Origin of the sequence: Delftia acidovorans SPH-1 (assembly GCF_000018665.1) — a bacterium.
Classification (GTDB): domain Bacteria; phylum Pseudomonadota; class Gammaproteobacteria; order Burkholderiales; family Burkholderiaceae_C; genus Comamonas; species Comamonas acidovorans.
This window is the reverse complement of sequence record NC_010002.1, coordinates 5279299-5296446: the sequence shown is the minus strand read 5'-3', so window position 1 is coordinate 5296446 and position 17148 is coordinate 5279299. Positions and strand designations below refer to the sequence as shown.

Here is a 17148-nt window from a genome sequence, read left to right as displayed (position 1 = left end):
ACCGCCATGCACCTGGACCCTGTCTCCCTCGAATGCAGGCACATCAGCCTGAGCTACGGCAGCAACGAAGTGCTGCGCGACGTCAACCTCAAGATCGAGCCCGGCGAGTTCTTCGCGCTGCTGGGGCCTTCGGGCTCGGGCAAGTCCACGCTGCTGCGGCTGATCGCGGGCTTCAACCGGCACCAGCGCGGCGAGCTGCTGGTGGGCGGGCAGGACATCACGGGGGTGCCGCCGCATGCGCGCAACATCGGCATGGTGTTCCAGAACTATGCGCTGTGGCCGCACATGACGGTGTACGACAACGTGGCCTTCGGCCTGGTCGAGCGCCGCGAAAGCCGCGACACCATCCGCCGCAAGGTGGGCGAGGTGCTGGAGCTGGTGGGCCTGTCGCAGTACGCGCAGCGCCGCCCGGGCCAGCTGTCGGGCGGGCAGCAGCAGCGCGTGGCGCTGGCGCGCACCGTGGTGATCGCGCCCAAGCTGCTGCTGCTGGACGAGCCGCTGTCCAACCTCGACAAGCAGCTGCGCGTGCAGATGCGCGAGGAACTGCGCAGCCTGCAGCGCAAGCTGGGCCTGACCACCATCTTCGTCACCCACGACCAGGAAGAGGCCATGACCACGGCCGACCGCATGGCCGTGCTCGACAAGGGCGTGCTGCAGCAGGTGGGCTCGGCGGCGGGGCTGTACGACTATCCGGCCAACCGCTTCGTGGCGGGCTTTGTCGGCACGGCCAATGTGCTGGAGGGCGAGGTGCTGCCGACGATAGGCGAGTCGCTGGTCTTCAAGGTGCCGGGCCTGGGCACGCTGACCCTGCCGCGCCCGGCCCAGCCGCCCGTGCCGGGGCGCGCGGCGCTGGCCTTCCGGCCGCACCAGGTGCAGATTGCGGTGCGCGACGATGCGGGCGATGCCTCGCGCGTGTGGGTGGAAGGGCAGATCGAGAGCGCCGAGTTCCTGGGCGAGTTCTCGCGCTACCGCGTGCGCGTGGGCGAGGTGGCCGTGGTCGCCGACCAGGCGCACTACGCGGGCATTGCCATGTTTCCCATGGGCATGCCGGTGCGCCTGGGCATCGAGCCCACGCAGCTGCGCTACCTCGATGAGTGAACGATGAGACGGCTAGGGATGTTCCCTGAAACCCGGGCCTGCCCGGGCCGCAGGCCCTGGCGCCTGCGCTAGGCTGGCCGCCCATGGAGATGTATCAGCTGCGCGCCTACGTCACGGCGGCCACGCTGGGCAGCGTCACGCGCACGGCCGAGGCCCTGCACCTGACCCAGCCCGCCATCACGGCCCAGATCAAGGCGCTGGAGGAAGAGCTGGGCGTGGCGCTGTTCGACCGGCGCCCGGGCCGCATCAGCCTCACGCGGGCCGGCGAGGCCCTGATGGAGCCCGCCCGGCAGGTGCTGGATGCGGCAGGACGCCTGCAGGGCCAGGCCCGCGAGCTGCAGGGCGAGATCACCGGCCAGCTGCTGCTGGGCACGGTGGCCGACCCCGAGGCGCTGCGCCTGGGCTCGCTGCTGCACGGCCTGGTGGAGGCGCTGCCGCTGCTGGACATCAAGACACGCCAGGGCTGGGCCGAGGAGTTGCGCGCGCAGGTCGCGGCCGGCGGCCTGCAGGGCGCGTTCTACATCGGCGCCCACATGCCGCGCGACCTGGGCGCCCTGGTGCTGCAGACACTGCACTACCGCGTGGCGGCGCCGCCCGCGCTGCGCGAGCGCGTCCTGCAATCGGGCTGGAAGGACCTGGCGCAACTGCCCTGGATCGGCGCACCCGCGCAGCACCATGAGCAGGCCCTGCTGCTGGCGCTGTTCGCCCGCCAGGGGCTGAGCCCCAATCAGATCGTGGAAAGCGATGCCGCCGCCGCGCCCGAGAGCCTGGTGCGCGCCGGCCTGGGCCTGGCGCTGCTGCGCGAGGACCGCGCCCTGGCCGCGGCCGAGCATGGCTGCGTGGCCATCTGGCCGCATGCGCGCGTGTCGGCGCAGCTGGGCTTCATCCACCCGCGCGAGGCCGAGCACGACCCGGCCCTGGTGGCCACGCTGTCGCAGCTGCGCAGGGTCTGGGGACTGACCGAGGTTCAGGCGCCGCCGCCGCCGCCGCCGGCCTGAGGGGTGCCTGCCTGGACGATGGCCTCGACCAGCGCATCGAGGCTGCCCTGGCGTTCCTGCTCGCCCACCTCGAACAGCTCCAGCACGCCGGTGCCGCGCAGGATGGCAAAGGCCATGGCCGCAAAGCCCTGGGGGCGGGGATGGTGGGCCGCGATCTCGGGGAAGACGTCCAGGAAGCGGGTATAGAACACGCTGTCCACATGTACCCGGCGCGCGTCCACGCGGTCGAACAGCGAGGGGGAGGCCTTGCAGCCGAAGAACATGCTCCAGGCCGCCTGGTAGTTGGCCGCGCCGAAGATGTTGTCCCAGGCCAGGGTGACGAAGGTCTGTGCGCGTTCGCGCAGGGGCAGGGCCTTGTCGGGCCAGACCGTGCCCTGGTCGCTCAGTGGCTCCATGACCTCGATGACCAGCCGCTCCATCAGCGCATCGCGGCTCTCGAAGTGGTGCTGCAGCGCGCCCAGCGACACATCGGCGCCGCGCGCGATGGCCTGCAGCGTGGCGCTCTTGAAGCCGCCCTCGCGCAGCAGCGCCAGGGCGGAGTCGATGATCTTGCGTTGCGTTGTCTCCACACGCTCGGTCTGCGGCGTGCGTGCGCGCCGCTGCGTGGCGGACGTCGTCATGTTCTGGGCTCCAGAGGGCAAAAAAATAATAGTAGATTGTTTTTGTTTGTTGCGGGCGTTCAACCGTTGCCGCAGTGCGGCATGGCGGGCGGCAATGCGTCGATCGCCTTCGCTACTCCTTCTTTTTGGGCTTGTCCATAGGGATAAATTACAAGAAATAATAATTTATTGTTTTTTATAGTTGATACCCATCAACAAGGGGCGCACAAGGCCCCGCATTCCAACAGGCACCCCACGAGGAGACATTGCCGTGAAGACCACCGAAGTGTTCCAACCCCTGCGCCGCCGCGCGCCTTGCTGAGAGCCGGAGCACCCCCTTGATGCACAGTTCTTCTTCGCAGGGCCATCTGGAGCGCAGGCTCAAGAACCGCCATATCCAGCTCATCGCGCTGGGCGGCACCATTGGCACGGGCCTGTTCCTGGGCTCGGCCGGCATCATCGAGCTGGCCGGGCCGTCCGTGCTGCTCGGCTACGCCACTGGCGGGCTGATCATCTTTTTCATCATGCGTTTCCTGGGCGAGATGCTGGTCGAGGAGCCCAACGCGGGCTCGTTCAGCTATTTCGCCAACCGCTACCTGGGCCGCTTCGCGGGCTTTCTGGCGGGCTGGAACTGTGTGGCGCTGTATGTGCTCGTGGGCATGCTGGAGCTGACGGCCGCAGGCAAGTTCATCCAGTTCTGGTGGCCCGGCATACCCACCTGGGTGACGGCGGCGGTGTTTTTCGTGCTGATCAACGGCGTGAACTTCATCAACGTCAAGGCCTATGGCGAGTTCGAGTTCTGGTTCGCGCTGATCAAGATCGCGGCCGTGCTGGCCATGATCGCTGCGGGCGTGTATTTGCTGTTCAGCGCCGACCGGCCCGAGCAGACCGTGCGCAACCTGTGGACGCACGGCGGCTTCTTTCCCAACGGCTTCTCAGGCCTGGTGATGGCCTTCGCCTTCATCATGTTCGCCTTCGGCGGCGTGGAGATGCTGGGCTTCGCGGCGGCCGAGACCGACCAGCCGCGCACCGTCATCCCCAAGGCCGTGAACCAGCTGATCTATCGCGTGCTGGTGTTCTACATCGGCTCCATGGCCGTGCTGATGTCGCTGATGCCCTGGACGGACCTGCTGGGCCAGCTCAAGGCCGGCGGCGACACCTACAGCAGCAGCCCCTTCGTGCTGGTGTTCTCGGGCCTGGGCGAGAACACTGCCGCCCACCTGCTGAACTTCGTGATCCTCACGGCCACGCTGTCGGTCTACAACAGCATGGTCTACAGCAACAGCCGCCTGCTGTACGGCATGGCCAGCGAAGGCAATGCGCCGCGCTCGCTGATGCAGGTCAACCGCCGCGGCGTGCCGGTGCGGGCCATCGTCTATCCGGCCATCTTCACGGCGCTGGCCATCGTGCTGAACTATGTGGCGCCGGCCGGTGTGCTGGAGTTGCTGATGTCGCTGATCGTGGCGGCCCTGGTGATCACCTGGACCATCATCATCGTGGCGCACTGGCGCTTTCGCCGGGCGCATGTGGCGCGCAAGACCGTGCTGGGCTTTCCCGCACCGGCCGCGCCGCTGACCAACGCCATCTGCCTGGCTGCCATGGCCCTGGTGGTGGGCGTGATGCTGCTGACACCGTCGGTGCGGTCCTCCGCGCTGGCCATTCCGATCTGGGTCCTGGTGGTCTACGGGGCCTATCGCCTCGTGTTCCGCCAACGTCCCACGCCTGTGCTGGAATCCGTACTGGAACCCGCGCACATCCCCCGTTGAAACCTTCAAGGAGAACCAACCATGGCAGACCTGTTCGACAACCCGATGGGCCTGATGGGCTTCGAATTCGTGGAATTCGCGTCGCCCACGCCCGGCGTGCTGGAGCCGCTGTTCGAGAAGCTGGGCTTCACCCTGGTGGCCAAGCACCGTTCCAAGAACGTGCTGCTGTACCGCCAGGGAGGCATCAACTTCATCATCAACAATGAGCCGGGGCAGGCCGCCTATTTCGCGGCCGAGCACGGCGCCTCGGCCTGCGGCCTGGCCTTCCGCGTCAAGGACGCGCACCAGGCCTACAAGCGTGCGCTGGAGCTGGGCGCGCAGCCCGTGGAAATTCCCACCGGCCCCATGGAATTGCGCCTCCCGGCCATCAAGGGCATCGGCGGCGCGCCGCTGTACCTGATCGACCGCTTCGACGAAGGCAAGTCCATCTACGACATCGACTTCGAGTTCCTGCCCGGCGTGGACCGCAACCCCAAGGGCCACGGCTTCCAGGTGGTGGACCACCTGACGCACAACGTCTACCGCGGCCGCATGACCTACTGGGCGGACTTCTACAGCAAGCTGTTCAATTTCCGCGAGATCCGTTACTTCGACATCTCGGGCGAGTACACCGGCCTGGCCTCCAAGGCCATGACGGCGCCCGACGGCCTGATCCGCATTCCGCTGAACGAGGAATCGCGCCAGGGCGGCGGCCAGATCGAGGAGTTCCTCATGCAGTTCAACGGCGAGGGCATCCAGCACATCGCGCTGCTGACGGATAACCTGCTGGACTCCATCGACCAGCTGCAGATGGCCGGCATTCCGCTGCTGACCGCGCCCAACGACATCTACTACCAGAACCTGGAAGGCCGCCTGCCCGGTCACGGCCAGCCCGTGGGCGAGCTGCAGGCGCGCGGCATCCTGCTGGACGGCACGACCGAGGGCGGCCAGCCGCGCCTGCTGCTGCAGATCTTCTCCCAGCCCATGCTGGGCCCCGTGTTCTTCGAGTTCATCGAGCGCAAGGGCAACTACCGCGAGGGCTTCGGCGAAGGCAATTTCAAGGCCCTGTTCGAGTCCATGGAGCGCGACCAGATCAACCGCGGCGTGCTGCAGGCCGAGGCACCGCAGGGCGCCTGATCCCGACGGACGCAGCGCGCCCGCCCGGCCCTGGCCGGGTGGGCGCGCTGTCGTCAGGGTAAACACGGGCGGCCCTACACTCGGTGCCCATGAATTCCCCCTCGATGCAACCGGTGGCGCTCGGTCAAAGCGCATTGCAAGTCAGCCCCATCTGCCTGGGCACCATGACGTTCGGCGAGCAGGTCGGCGAGGCCGAGGCCTTCGCCATCATGGACCGCGCGCTGGAGCGCGGCGTGGACTTCTTCGACACGGCCGAGATGTATGCCGTGCCCGCACGCGCCGAAACCTGCGGCGCCACCGAGACCATCATCGGCCGCTGGTTCGCCCAGCGCCCCGGCGCGCGCGCCAAGGTCGTGCTGGCCACCAAGGTGGCCGGTCCTTCGCGGGGCATGCCCTGGGTGCGCGAGGGCAAGGGCATGACGGCGGCCGACATCGCCGCCTCCTGCGAAGGCAGCCTGCGCCGCCTGGGCACGGACGTGATCGACCTCTACCAGATCCACTGGCCCGAGCGCAATGTGCCGGCTTTCGGCCAGCTGTACTACGACCCGGCCAAGGAAAGCTCGCAGACCGGCATCCACGAGCAGCTCGAGGCGCTGGGCCGCCTGGTCCGGGAAGGCAAGGTGCGCCACATCGGCTTGTCCAATGAAACGCCCTGGGGCGTGCACGAATTCGTGCGCCTGGCCGAGCAGCACGGCCTGCCGCGCGTGGCCTCGGTGCAGAACGCCTACTGCCTGCTCAACCGCAGCTGGGAAAACGGCATGGACGAAAGCTGCCACCGCCTGGGTGTCTCGCTGCTGGCCTATTCGCCGCTGGCCTTTGGCCTGCTCACGGGCAAGTTCGACGTGCATGCGCCCACCGATCCCGCTGCGCCGCAGGCCGCACGCATTGCGCGCTACGAGTCCGTGCGCAAGCAGCGCTGGGGCCGGCCCGAAGCCCTGGCCGCCGCGCGCCGCTACAGCGCGCTGGCGCGCGAGCATGGCCTCACGCCCACGCAGCTGGCGCTGGCGTTTTGCTACACCAAGTGGCAGGTGGCCAGCACCATCATCGGCGTGACCTCGGTGGCCCAGCTCGATGAGGACCTGAACGCCTGGGGCACGCAACTGTCGCCCGAACTGCTGTCGGCCATCGACGCCATCCGCTGGGAAGTGCGCGACCCCGCGCAATAGGCCTCGGCCCCACGCCTTCAGCGGCTGCACTCGCCCTTGAGCGCAGCAGCCGCCAGCATGGGCAGGCTCAGCAGGCCCATGCCGCCGCCCTTGAACTCGCCCTTCATGCAATCGCCCTGGGCGGCCTGGCGCATGCCGCTGGCCAGCGGGTCCTCGCGCTGCGCAGGGATCTGGGGCCTGACCAGGCCTTGCCGGGCCGCCGACTGCACGGCCTCGCGGCCTGCGGCCGAGTCCAGCAGGCGGCCCATGGCCCTGGCGCTGCGCGCGGTGTCCGGGACGGCCTCGGTGTCGGCGGGGACAGGCGCTTGCGGCGCGGCGGCTGTCGCGGCCTGCTCCGTGGCCTTTGCAGCCCCTGCGCCTTGCCTTGATGGCGGTGCGACGGCGGCGGTGTCCGGCCGTCGCGTAGGCGCGGACGCAGGCGCCGGTCCGGGCCGGGCAGCCACTGGAGCAGGAGCAGGAGAGGGGGCTGGCGTCGGCGTCGAAGTCGGCGTCTCGACCCAGACCACCTGAAGGCGGTGCGCCTCGGCCTGCCCGGTGCCGGGCCGCGCAATGTCCGGGGCCAGACCCCGCCACAGCAGCGCCCCATGCAGCAGCAGCGACAGCAGCAGGCCCGCGATCAGCCGCAGCCGTCCGCTGCTCAATCCTCGGGCCCTGCCACCCATTCCAGCAGGTCGCCTGGCTGGCACTGCAGTGCCTCGCAGATGCGCTCCAGCGTGTCGAAGCGCACGCCGCGCACCTTGCCGCTCTTGAGCAGGGAAATATTCTGTTCGGTGATGCCGACCATCTCGGCCAGTTCGCGCGAGCGCATCTTGCGGCGCGCCAGCATCACATCGAGGTGGACGATGATGGGCATGCTCAGACGAATCCCGCGTTCTCGTCGGCGATGCGCCGCGCCTGCAGCATCACATGGGCGATGGAGACCAGCACCACGCCGAGCAGGACCAGCAGGCCATCGTGCCAGTACAGGCCCAGCGTGACGAAGCGCTGCCCTGGCGGATTGCCCATGCTGGCCGCCACCGACATCAGCGCGCGCGTGAAGGGCAGGGCCAGCGCGCCCGCCAGCACCGTCCAGGCAAAGCGCATCAGGGCGTGCTGCGCCTGCTGGCCGAAGACACGGCCCTGCAGGTACTCGCCGAACAGTGTCCACAACTGGCGCAGCGCATACAGGCCGCAGCCCACGGGCAGCAGGCTGACCAGTGCGGTGCGCCAGCGCGCAGCCATGTCCAGCGGCTGGCCGGGCGGCATGCCCAGCAGGCCTTCCGCCTGGCCCGAAAGATCTTGCGGCGACAGCAGGGCGGCTGCCGGCAGGGCCAGCAGCGCGACGGCACCGAGCGCAATCAGGATGCGCGCCGCCTGGGAGTGGCGCCTCAGGGTGTTGCCCGCGGCGTGGGGCGTATAGTTCATGGCACAGCCTTGTATTGATGAATCGATAAAAAATTATTGTAAAACGATAAAAAATTCATGTCCAAGAAAAACTCTCATGTCAGCGAGACACCGGCCACGCAGCTGCTGCGCGCCCACAAGGTGGAGTTCACCGAGCATCCCTATGAATACCTGGAACACGGCGGCACCGAGCACAGCGCGGCCAGCCTGGGCCTGGACGAGCACATGGTGGTCAAGACCCTGGTGATGCAGGACCAGGACGCCAGGCCGCTGATCGTGCTCATGCATGGCGACTGCAAGGTCTCCACCAAGAACCTGGCGCGGCAGATCGGCGCCAAGAGCGTGGAGCCCTGCAAGCCCGAAGTCGCCAACCGCCACAGCGGCTACCTGGTTGGCGGCACCTCGCCCTTCGGCACGCGCCGCGACATGCCGGTCTATATCGAAGAGAGCATCCTGGCGCTGCCGCGCATCGCCATCAACGGCGGGCGCCGCGGCTTTCTGGTGCAGCTGGACCCGCAGGTCTGCGTGCAGCTGCTGGATGCACGGCCCGTGCACTGCGCGCTGGCAGAATAGATGCCCTGAAGAAATGAACATGACTTGCGCACACGGGAAGGCGGCCACCGCCTCCCACGGGTTCGCGCAGGTCCTGATGAAAAACATGTGTCGGCGATCAGGGAGGGCGGGCCATCATGGCCGGCCGGATCGCGCGCCGGCGCTCCACAGACCGGCCAAGGACTTCAATTGAACGCGCTCTACCCCCTTCTCGCCACCGTGGCGGCCTACCTGATCGGCTCGCTGTCGTTCGCCGTCATCGTCAGCCGGGCCATGGGCCTGAACGATCCGCGGACCTATGGCAGCGGCAACCCCGGCGCCACCAATGTGCTGCGCTCCGGCAGCAAGGCGGCCGCAGCCGTGACCCTGCTGCTGGATGCGGCCAAGGGCTGGCTGCCCGTGGCGCTGGTGCAGTGGTTCGGCAGCCGCTTCGGCCTGGGCGACGGCACGGTGGCCATGGTGGCGCTGGCCGCCTTCCTGGGCCACCTGTACCCGGTGTTCTTCCGCTTCAAGGGCGGCAAGGGCGTGGCCACGGCCCTGGGCGTGCTGCTGGGCATCAGCGTCTGGCTGGGCCTGGCGGTGGCGCTGACCTGGCTGATCATTGCCGTGTTCTTCCGCTATTCCTCGCTGGCTGCCCTGGTGGCCTCCGTGTTCGCCCCCGTCTACTACCTCCTGTGCAGTGGCGTGGTCTGGTATGCCGAGACGCCTATTGCCGCCGCCATCGTCGCCATGGCGGCCCTGCTGATCTGGCGCCACCGCGAGAACATCCAGCGCCTGATGGCCGGCAAGGAATCCAGGCTGGGCAGCAAGAAGGCCGACGCCGCCACTGCGCCAGCCAAGCCCGGCACTGGCAAGGGCAAGCCGCATTGACCGCCGCCGCCGCGCTGCGCTACACGGGCGCAGCTTGCGTGAATGGCGTGGCCGGCCAGCTGCGCTCCAGGCCCTCTCACCACTGACGACCTTCCCACATGGCATCGAGTCCATCGCAGCGCGTCTACCGCGCACCTTGCCCCGGCTGCGGCGCGCCCGTGGAATTTTCCAGCGCCCAGGCCAGCTACGCCGTCTGCGAGTTCTGCCGCAGCACCGTGGTGCGCCAGGGCGATGTGCTGCAGCGCCGCGGCTCCATGGCCGAGGTCTTCGAGGACTACAGCCCCCTGCGCATCGGCGCCACGGGCCAGATGCTGCGCAACGGCAAGCCCGAGCACTTCACCCTGGTCGGGCGGCTGCAGCTCAAGAGCGAGGCAGGCGCCTGGAGCGAATGGGTGGCCGCGTTCAGCGATGGTGCGCTGGGCTTCCTGAGCGAGGACAATGGCCAGTTCGTCTGGTCCTGGCCCTGGGAGGCCGAGGCCCTGCGCAACGGGCCGTTCAAGGCCTCCGACTGGCTGCTGGGCTCGCAGCGCGTGCTCGGCGGCAAGAGCTTCACGGTCAGCAGCGTGCAGAACGCGCGGCTGGTGTCGGCCCAGGGCGAGCTGGCGCAGCTGCCCGAGCCCGGCACGCCGTACCGGCTGGTGGAGCTGCGCAGCGAGCAGGGCCAGGTCCTGTCCGTGGACTTCTCGGCCCAGCCGCCTGCGCTGAGCCTGGGCGAACGCGTGGTGCTGGACGACCTCAGGCTGCAGGGCCTGCGCGACGGCGCCTCGCTCAAGGGCGAGCAGGGCAGGCACTTCAACTGCCCCAAGTGCGGCGCCGTGGTGCCTGTGCGCTTCACCACCACCAAGAGCCTGAGCTGCCCCAGCTGCGGATCGCTGGTGGACCTGAGCCAGGGCATTGGCAAGGAACTGTCCTATGCCGAACAGAACGAGCCCGTGCGCCCCGCCATCCCCCTGGGCAGCAAGGGTGCATTGGAAGGCCTGCAGTGGCAGGTGGTGGGCTTTCAGCACCGCATGGGCGAGGAGGCCGGCGACGACGAGAGCTTTGGCTGGGAGGAATACCTGCTGTTCAGCCAGAAGGCCGGCTTCGCCTTCCTGGTCGATTCCTCCGATGGCTGGAGCATGGCCCGCGTGACCACGGGCGTGCCCAAGCTCTCCAAGAACCGCAGCACGGCCAAGTACATGGGCCGGCAATATCAGCTTGAATCGCGCTACACGGCCGAGACCACCTATGCGCTGGGCGAGTTCTACTGGCCCGTGCAGCGCGGCCAGACCACGCGCAATGTGGACTATGTGAGCGCAGGCGCGCAGAACAAGGCCTTTCTGGCCAGCGAGACCGAGAACGGCGAGACCACCTGGTCGCATGGCAGCGCCGTCTCGGCCACCACGCTGGCCACGGCCTTCGGCCTCAAGCAGCTGCGGGACCGCTCGCAGGTCGGCGTGATGTCGGGTAGCCGCTTCGGCCTGTGGACCATCGTCATCGGCGTGGTCATCCTGTGGCTGGTGTTCGTCATGCTGCGCGGCTGCATGTCGCGCCCGAACTGCGACCCGAACACCGATCCCAACTGCAACAGCTACACCCGCAGCAGCGGCGGCTCCTGGGGTGGCTACACCTCGGGCGGCAGCCACAAGTAAACAACGGAGAAACTGATCATGAACGTAGACTGGTTCAACCCCGCCGCCTTCGTCGGCTCGATCCTCTATGCGCTGGTGGGCGTGGTGGTGTTCTGGCTGTGCTTCATCATCATCGACAAGATCACGCCCGTGGACATGTGGGCCGAGATCGTCGAGAAGCACAACAAGGCGCTGGCCATGGTGGTGGCCGCCATGTGCCTGGGCATCAGCATCATCGTCGCTGCCGCCATCCACTGAACGGGGCCGCCTGGCCCCCCCTGCACTCCCCATCTCCCGCCGACACGCAGCCCGCCTGAAAAGGTGCGGCTGCGCTGCGCATGGCGGCGTTGCTGCGTCGCAACAAATTCCTTGTTGATAGTGAGTTTGCAAATGATATTCGTTTGCATTCTAAATAGAATCGCCCCCTTCATTCGAAGAGAGGGTTTCCATGACAGACCATCAAGCTGCCCGCAGAGCAAGGCTTTCAGTGGGTGTGACCGCTGGCATCATCACCACCGCGCTGGCGGGCGCGGTCCATGCCCAGGATGCCGCTCCAGCCGATCCGGCACAGACGCAGACGCAGCCTCAACAGGCCCACACCCTGCCCACACTGCAGGTCAACGCCTCCCAGTACGACCCTGACGACGTGCGCCCCGAAGGCGTGACCACGGCGACCAAGACCTACCTGGCGCCCAAGGACATCCCGCAGACCATCGATACGCTGGAGGTCAACAAGTACAAGAGCTACGGCATCAACGACCTGGCCACCATGCTGGACGGCGTGCCGGGCGTGAACACCACCTACGACATGCGTGGCGAGGGCGTGTACATCCGCGGCTTCAAGGCCGATGAGAGCGACATCTACCGCGACGGCGTGCGCGAAAGCGGCCAGGTGCGCCGCAGCACGGCCAATGTGGAGCGCATCGAGATCCTCAAGGGCCCGGCCTCGGTGCTCTACGGCCGCAGCGCGGGCGGCGGCGTGGTCAACATGGTGAGCAAGCAGGCGCGCTTCGACGCCAAGAGCAGCATCACGCTGCGCGGCGGCTCCTGGGACAACGTGGGCGGCACCATCGACATCAACCGCGTGCTCAACGAGAACGTGGCCGTGCGCCTGACGGCCGACCGCGAGCAGGCGCACAGCTTCCGCGAAGGCATACGCAACCGCAACGAGATGGTCTCGCCCAGCATCCTGGTGGACACCCGCACGGGGTGGCGCTGGACCGGCCAGTACACCTATGACAACGTCTGGCGCGTGCCCGATCGCGGTCCGGTCTATGACCAGTTGCCAGCCGGCGTTTCCATCCGCAAGGGCTTCGCGGCGCCTGGCGACTACGTGGAAGACCGCCTGCGCGTGCTGCGCTCCGATCTGTCCTATGACTTCAACAACCGCTGGAGCCTGCGCTGGGTGGCCAGCAAGCGCGAGGCCAGCCAGGACTTCGACCACTATTTCGCCGGCACCTACCGCGCCGCGACCGGCAAGATCACGCCCAACTACGCCTGGCAGCAGACCCGCAACACCACGCTGTCCAACACGCTGGACCTGACGGGCAAGTTCAGCACGGGCAGCATCAAGCACGATCTGCTGGTGGGCCTGGAGGCCAGCGAGGAAGAGCGCGCGCCGCGCGTCGGCCAGCCCGGCAGCACCTTTTCCTACGATCCGTTGCAGCCCATCGTCTGGCCCAGCCGTCCGGTGCAGGGCAAGCCGACCCAGGACAACTATCACAAGGGCAAGGGCCAGGCGCTGTACATGCAGGACCTGGTCAGCCTGACCGAGCAGTGGAAGCTGCTGCTGGGCCTGCGCTACGACAGCTATGACTTCCAGAGCACCAACAAGATCGCCAACCTCACGCGCAAGACCGACGGCAACGGCTTCAGCCCGCGCGTGGGCGTGGTGTGGCAGCCGGTGCGTGAGCACAGCTTCTATGCGTCCTGGAACAAGAGCTACTCGCCCTATGGCGGCCGCGGCATCCTGACCGTGGAAACCGCCGTGGGCGCGGTGCCGGACGACGAGCCCCAGTACTCGCGCCAGTCCGAGGTCGGCGTCAAGAGCGACTGGCTGGGCGGCGCGCTGTCCACCCAGGTCTCCGTCTACCAGTTGGAGAAGTACAACATCCGCTACCGCCCCGATCCCGAGAACGATCCCTACACCTGGGCCATCCGGGGCAAGGACCGTTCGCGCGGCATCGAGTTCAGCGCGGCGGGCCGCGTGGCCAGTTCCTGGTATGTGCGCGGGGGCGTGGCCTTCATGGAGGCCAAGGTGGCTGAAGACGCGCAAAACCCCGCCAACGTGGGCCTGTACCTGCGTGACACGGCCAAGCGCAACGGCAACCTGTTCCTGCGCTATGCGCCCAAGGGCCCCTGGTATGGCGAAGTCGGCGTGACCTACACGGGCAGCCGCTTCACCAACGCCGCCAACACGGCCCTCCTGCCCGGCTACACGCGCTGGGATGCGCTGGTGGGCTGGCGCCAGGACGCCTGGACGGTGACGGTGGCGCTGTCCAACCTGTTCGACAAGCAGTACTGGCGCTCCAGCTCCATGCCAGGCGCACCGCGCAGCGTTCTGGTCAGCGCCAACTACCAGTTCTGACGGCGGCGCCCGAGGCGCTGCGCTCCTTCCCGCTTTGCACGGTGTCCGTTGCACGCGGGAAGGGGCGCATCGCGCACAATACCGGCCGTGCAAACCTCAGCCCCTCTTGCCGGCGCGCAGCCGGCGCGTCCCATCGACATCGCCCTGCTGGTCAGCGTCTTCGTGATCGCGGCCTGCGGCCTGCTTTACGAACTGGCTGCGGGTGCGCTGGCTTCCTATCTGCTGGGCGATTCGGTCCTGCAGTTCTCCACCATCATCGGCAGCTACCTGTTCGCCATGGGCATAGGCTCCTGGCTGTCGCGCTATTTCGAGGACCATCTGCCCGCGCACTTTCTGCGCATCGAGCTGATGGTGGCCCTGGTCGGCGGCGCGCTGCCGGCCACGCTGTTCATTGCCAATGCCTACGCGCCCGGCGCCTTCCGGTTCCTGCTGTACGGCATGGTGCTGGTGGTGGGCACCCTGGTGGGGCTGGAGATTCCGCTGGTGATGCGCATCCTCAAGCGCAATGTGACGCTCAAGGACCTGGTGTCCCAGGTGCTGACCTTCGACTACCTGGGCGCGCTGGCCGTGTCGCTGGCATTTCCGCTGCTGCTGGTGCCCAAGCTGGGCCTGGTGCGCACGGGGCTGCTGTTCGGCTTCATGAATGCGGCGGTGGCGGTCTGGGCACTGCTGCTGTTTCGGCATGAGCTGCGGCGCCCGCGCGCCCATGCCCTGGCCTGCGCGGCCGTGCTGGCCCTGCTGGGCACGGGCATCTGGGGCGCCGACCATCTGACGCGCCTGGCCGACGACCATTTCTACCAGGACCGCATCGTGCTCTCCAGCAGCTCGCCCTACCAGCGCATCGTGGTGACGCAGGGGCGCCAGGGCGCGCGGCTGTACCTCAACGGCAACCTGCAGTTCGCCCAAAGCGACGAGTACCGCTACCACGAGGCCCTGGTCCACCCCGTGATGGCCGCGCATGGCGCGCCCAAGCGCGTGGCCGTGCTGGGCGGCGGCGACGGCATGGCCGTGCGCGAGGTGCTCAAGTACCCCTCGGTGGAGTCGGTCACCCTGGTGGAGCTGGACCCGGCCATGACGGACCTGTTCAAGGACAACGCCATGCTGCGCCGGCTCAACGGCGAAGCGCTCAGCGATGCGCGCGTGCACATCCTCAATACCGATGCCTTCCACTGGCTGCAGCAGGGCGGCGATACCTTCGACGTGGTCATCGTCGATTTCCCCGACCCGACCAATTTCGCCATCGGCAAGCTGTTCACCAACAGCTTCTATGCCTTGCTGGACAAGCGCCTGGCCGCCAGCGGCTACGCCGTGGTGCAGACCACCTCGCCCCTGATCGCACGCAAGAGCTACTGGACCGTGGTGCAGACCATCGAATCCATCGGCCTGCAGGCCACGCCCTACCACGCGCATGTGCCCAGCTTTGGCGAATGGGGCTTCGTCATCGCCAGCCACCGGCCTTGGCGCGAGCCCGATGCCCTGCCTGCGGGCCTGCGCTTTCTGAGCGCGCAGACCATGGCGCTGATGTTCGACTTCCCGCTGGACATGGCGCGCGTTCCGGCCGAGGTCAACCGCCTGTCCAACCAGGTGCTGGTCAACACCTACGAGCGCGAATGGGGCAGGGTGGAGCGTTGAGCACCGGCCTCTCGCCCCTGTGGAGCCGGCGCCAATGGCTGCAGGGCCTGGCCGGCGGTGCAGCCCTGGGCCTGTCCGGCTGCACGCCAACGCCACCGCGGCTTGAGGACCTGCCCGGCGGATTCAGCGGCGTGGCGCTGGAGCGCGGCCATGCCTTGCGCGCGTTCTGGCAGCGCTTGGGCCAGGGCCTGGCGCTGCCGCCGCCGGCCGTGGTGCACCGTGCCAAGGTGGTGATTGCCGGCGGCGGCATGGCAGGCCTGGCCGCCGCGCGCGCACTGGAGCTGGCGGGCGTGCAGGGCGTGGCCCTGCTGGACACGCAGCAGGCCATGGGCGGCAACAGCCAGGGCGGCAGCATTGCGGGCCTGCCCTGTCCGCTGGGTGCCCACTATCTGCCCCTGCCCGGCGACGATGCGGCCGAGGTGCAGGACTGGCTGGAGGCCCTGGGCCTGCGCCAGCGCCGCGCGGGCCGCTGGCAGTACGACGAGCGCCATCTGTGCCACAGCCCGCAGGAGCGCCTGTTCTGGCAGGGCGCCTGGCATGAGGGCCTGCTGCCCGTAGATGGCGTGGCATCGCGCACGCTGGAGCAGTACGAACTCTTTGCGCGCAGCGTGGCCCAGGAGATGGACAGGGCGGCGTTTGCCATGCCGTCCATCCGTGTCTGGCAGCGCGAGGGCCGGCTGCCCGCCGCCCATGCCGCGCTGGACGGCCAGACCATGCAGGCCTGGCTGACCAGCCAGGGCATCGATGATGCGCAGCTGATCTGGTATCTGGAGTACTGCTGCCGCGACGACTTTGGCGCGGGCCTGGCGCGCGTATCGGCCTGGGCAGGCATTCACTATTTCGCCAGCCGCCATGGCTTCTCGGCCCCGCGCCGCCAGGACGAGCGCACGGCAGAAGAGGCCGGCGACGCCGTGCTGACCTGGCCCCAGGGCAATGGCTGGCTGTCGCAGCAGCTGGTGGCAGGGCTGGGCTCCACCGACCTGCAGACGGATTGCAGCGTGCTATCCATCGCCGAAGGTGCCGACGGTGTGGAGATCGACGTCTACCACCATGGCCGCCAGCAGCACGAACGCTGGCTGGCCGCGCGCTGCGTCGTGGCCCTGCCCAGCTTCATCGCGGCACGCGTGGTGCGCGATGCGCCGGATTTCCTGCGCGCGGTGGCGGGGCGGCTGGACTGGGCGCCCTGGCTGGTGGCCAACATCCATCTGCAGCGGCCGCTGGCCGACCGGCCCGGCGCCGATCCTGCCTGGGACAACGTGCTGTTTGCCGATCCGAATGCGGGCGGTCTGGGCTACGTGGACGCGGGCCACCAGGGCCTGGACCGGCTCACGCCTCGGCCCACGGTGCTCAGTTACTACCAGGCGCTGGGCGACTGGCCTGACGGGCGCGCGCAACTGCTGGGCCAGCCCTTCGGCTTCTGGCGGGACCGCATCGTCGGCAGCCTGCTCGTCCCCCATCCCGACCTGCTGCACAAGGCCACGCGCATGGAGATCACGCGCTACGGCCACGCCATGGCCATTCCCCGGCCTGGCGACCAGCAGCTGCTCAGCCAGGTGGCGCTGCAGTCGCTGCACCGGGGGCGCAGCGCGCTGTGCGCCGGCGAGCGCGTGGCCTTGCTGCCCACGCCGGGCACGCGCCGCCTGTGGTTCGCACATTCCGACTGGGCCGGCTACTCGGTACTGGAGGAGGCCTTCACGCGTGGCCACCATGCGGGCCTGTGGGCTGGCGCGCGGACCTGACACGGGCCGCGGCGCCGGTGTCGCGCGCTTCA

General features: G+C 68.2%; 16 protein-coding genes. 12 read left to right on the top strand and 4 right to left on the bottom strand.

Annotated elements, in window-relative coordinates; translation table 11 throughout:
* The first annotated feature begins 6 nt into the window (after positions 1-6).
* Entirely contained in the window at positions 7-1098 is a 1092-nt protein-coding gene (locus tag DACI_RS24235; protein WP_012206598.1) for an ABC transporter ATP-binding protein, read from the top strand.
* 83 nt (positions 1099-1181) lie between these two features.
* Positions 1182-2096, top strand: coding sequence for a LysR family transcriptional regulator (locus DACI_RS24230; RefSeq protein ID WP_012206597.1), 915 nt, complete (start codon positions 1182-1184; stop codon positions 2094-2096).
* Here the strand turns inward: DACI_RS24230 and DACI_RS24225 are convergent.
* Positions 2066-2716, bottom strand: a complete 651-nt coding sequence (locus DACI_RS24225; RefSeq protein WP_012206596.1) for a TetR/AcrR family transcriptional regulator — start codon at positions 2714-2716, stop codon at positions 2066-2068. The two genes, DACI_RS24230 and DACI_RS24225, sit on opposite strands and share 31 nt — an antisense overlap.
* A 320-nt stretch (positions 2717-3036) precedes the next feature.
* Between DACI_RS24225 and DACI_RS24220 the strand changes: the two genes are divergently transcribed.
* The 3 genes from DACI_RS24220 (at position 3037) to DACI_RS24210 (ending at position 6743) form a co-directional block, all read left to right on the top strand.
* Positions 3037-4461: an amino acid permease gene (locus DACI_RS24220; RefSeq protein ID WP_012206595.1), complete on the top strand. Its 1425-nt coding sequence runs from the start codon at positions 3037-3039 to the stop codon at positions 4459-4461.
* A gap of 21 nt (positions 4462-4482) precedes the next feature.
* Entirely contained in the window at positions 4483-5577 is a 1095-nt protein-coding gene (gene hppD, locus DACI_RS24215) for a 4-hydroxyphenylpyruvate dioxygenase (RefSeq protein ID WP_012206594.1), read from the top strand.
* A gap of 104 nt (positions 5578-5681) precedes the next feature.
* Positions 5682-6743 carry an aldo/keto reductase gene (locus DACI_RS24210; protein WP_043782455.1) on the top strand — a complete coding sequence of 354 codons (1062 nt, stop codon included), beginning with the start codon at positions 5682-5684 and terminating at the stop codon, positions 6741-6743.
* 17 nt (positions 6744-6760) lie between these two features.
* Here the strand turns inward: DACI_RS24210 and DACI_RS24205 are convergent, their stop codons facing one another.
* Genes DACI_RS24205 through DACI_RS24195 form a run of 3 tightly spaced genes read right to left on the bottom strand, consistent with a single transcriptional unit; the run spans position 6761 to position 8147 of the window.
* On the bottom strand, positions 6761-7384 hold the full coding sequence (locus tag DACI_RS24205; RefSeq protein ID WP_043782451.1) for a hypothetical protein: 624 nt from the start codon (positions 7382-7384) through the stop codon (positions 6761-6763).
* On the bottom strand, positions 7381-7596 hold the full coding sequence (locus tag DACI_RS24200; RefSeq protein ID WP_012206591.1) for a helix-turn-helix domain-containing protein: 216 nt from the start codon (positions 7594-7596) through the stop codon (positions 7381-7383). The genes DACI_RS24205 and DACI_RS24200 overlap by 4 nt, the downstream gene beginning before the upstream one ends.
* A gap of 2 nt (positions 7597-7598) precedes the next feature.
* On the bottom strand, positions 7599-8147 hold the full coding sequence (locus DACI_RS24195; protein ID WP_012206590.1) for a DUF2975 domain-containing protein: 549 nt from the start codon (positions 8145-8147) through the stop codon (positions 7599-7601).
* 57 nt (positions 8148-8204) lie between these two features.
* On the opposite strand from DACI_RS24195, the gene ybaK reads away from it, so the two are divergent.
* From ybaK to DACI_RS24160, 7 genes are all read left to right on the top strand, one after another.
* On the top strand, positions 8205-8699 hold the full coding sequence (gene ybaK / locus DACI_RS24190; RefSeq protein ID WP_012206589.1) for a Cys-tRNA(Pro) deacylase: 495 nt from the start codon (positions 8205-8207) through the stop codon (positions 8697-8699).
* Positions 8700-8867: 168 nt separating this feature from the next.
* Entirely contained in the window at positions 8868-9548 is a 681-nt protein-coding gene (gene plsY / locus DACI_RS24185; protein ID WP_012206588.1) for a glycerol-3-phosphate 1-O-acyltransferase PlsY, read from the top strand.
* 98 nt (positions 9549-9646) lie between these two features.
* Positions 9647-11179, top strand: coding sequence for a DUF4178 domain-containing protein (locus DACI_RS24180; RefSeq protein ID WP_012206587.1), 1533 nt, complete (start codon positions 9647-9649; stop codon positions 11177-11179).
* An 18-nt stretch (positions 11180-11197) separates the two neighbouring features.
* Positions 11198-11416, top strand: coding sequence for a DUF350 domain-containing protein (locus DACI_RS24175; RefSeq protein WP_012206586.1), 219 nt, complete (start codon positions 11198-11200; stop codon positions 11414-11416).
* A gap of 190 nt (positions 11417-11606) precedes the next feature.
* Entirely contained in the window at positions 11607-13745 is a 2139-nt protein-coding gene (locus DACI_RS24170) for a TonB-dependent receptor (RefSeq protein WP_012206585.1), read from the top strand.
* Positions 13746-13832: 87 nt separating this feature from the next.
* The gene (locus DACI_RS24165) at positions 13833-15377 is read left to right on the top strand and encodes a polyamine aminopropyltransferase (RefSeq protein WP_034395892.1); all 1545 of its coding nucleotides are present in this window, start codon (positions 13833-13835) and stop codon (positions 15375-15377) included.
* Positions 15356-17116: an FAD-dependent oxidoreductase gene (locus DACI_RS24160; RefSeq protein ID WP_050771868.1), complete on the top strand. Its 1761-nt coding sequence runs from the start codon at positions 15356-15358 to the stop codon at positions 17114-17116. Before DACI_RS24165 ends, DACI_RS24160 begins: the two co-directional genes overlap by 22 nt.
* Positions 17117-17148: the final 32 nt, after the last annotated feature.

Coding starts and splice junctions, on each gene's coding strand:
- DACI_RS24225 (WP_012206596.1), bottom strand. CDS start 2,716: ATGACGACGTCCGCCACGCAGCGGCGCGCACGCACGCCGCAGACCGAG.
- hppD (WP_012206594.1), top strand. CDS start 4,483: ATGGCAGACCTGTTCGACAACCCGATGGGCCTGATGGGCTTCGAATTC.
- DACI_RS24175 (WP_012206586.1), top strand. CDS start 11,198: ATGAACGTAGACTGGTTCAACCCCGCCGCCTTCGTCGGCTCGATCCTC.
- DACI_RS24170 (WP_012206585.1), top strand. CDS start 11,607: ATGACAGACCATCAAGCTGCCCGCAGAGCAAGGCTTTCAGTGGGTGTG.
- DACI_RS24180 (WP_012206587.1), top strand. CDS start 9,647: ATGGCATCGAGTCCATCGCAGCGCGTCTACCGCGCACCTTGCCCCGGC.
- ybaK (WP_012206589.1), top strand. CDS start 8,205: ATGTCCAAGAAAAACTCTCATGTCAGCGAGACACCGGCCACGCAGCTG.
- DACI_RS24230 (WP_012206597.1), top strand. CDS start 1,182: ATGGAGATGTATCAGCTGCGCGCCTACGTCACGGCGGCCACGCTGGGC.
- DACI_RS24160 (WP_050771868.1), top strand. CDS start 15,356: ATGGGGCAGGGTGGAGCGTTGAGCACCGGCCTCTCGCCCCTGTGGAGC.
- DACI_RS24235 (WP_012206598.1), top strand. CDS start 7: ATGCACCTGGACCCTGTCTCCCTCGAATGCAGGCACATCAGCCTGAGC.
- DACI_RS24210 (WP_043782455.1), top strand. CDS start 5,682: ATGCAACCGGTGGCGCTCGGTCAAAGCGCATTGCAAGTCAGCCCCATC.
- DACI_RS24195 (WP_012206590.1), bottom strand. CDS start 8,147: ATGAACTATACGCCCCACGCCGCGGGCAACACCCTGAGGCGCCACTCC.
- DACI_RS24200 (WP_012206591.1), bottom strand. CDS start 7,596: ATGCCCATCATCGTCCACCTCGATGTGATGCTGGCGCGCCGCAAGATG.
- DACI_RS24220 (WP_012206595.1), top strand. CDS start 3,037: ATGCACAGTTCTTCTTCGCAGGGCCATCTGGAGCGCAGGCTCAAGAAC.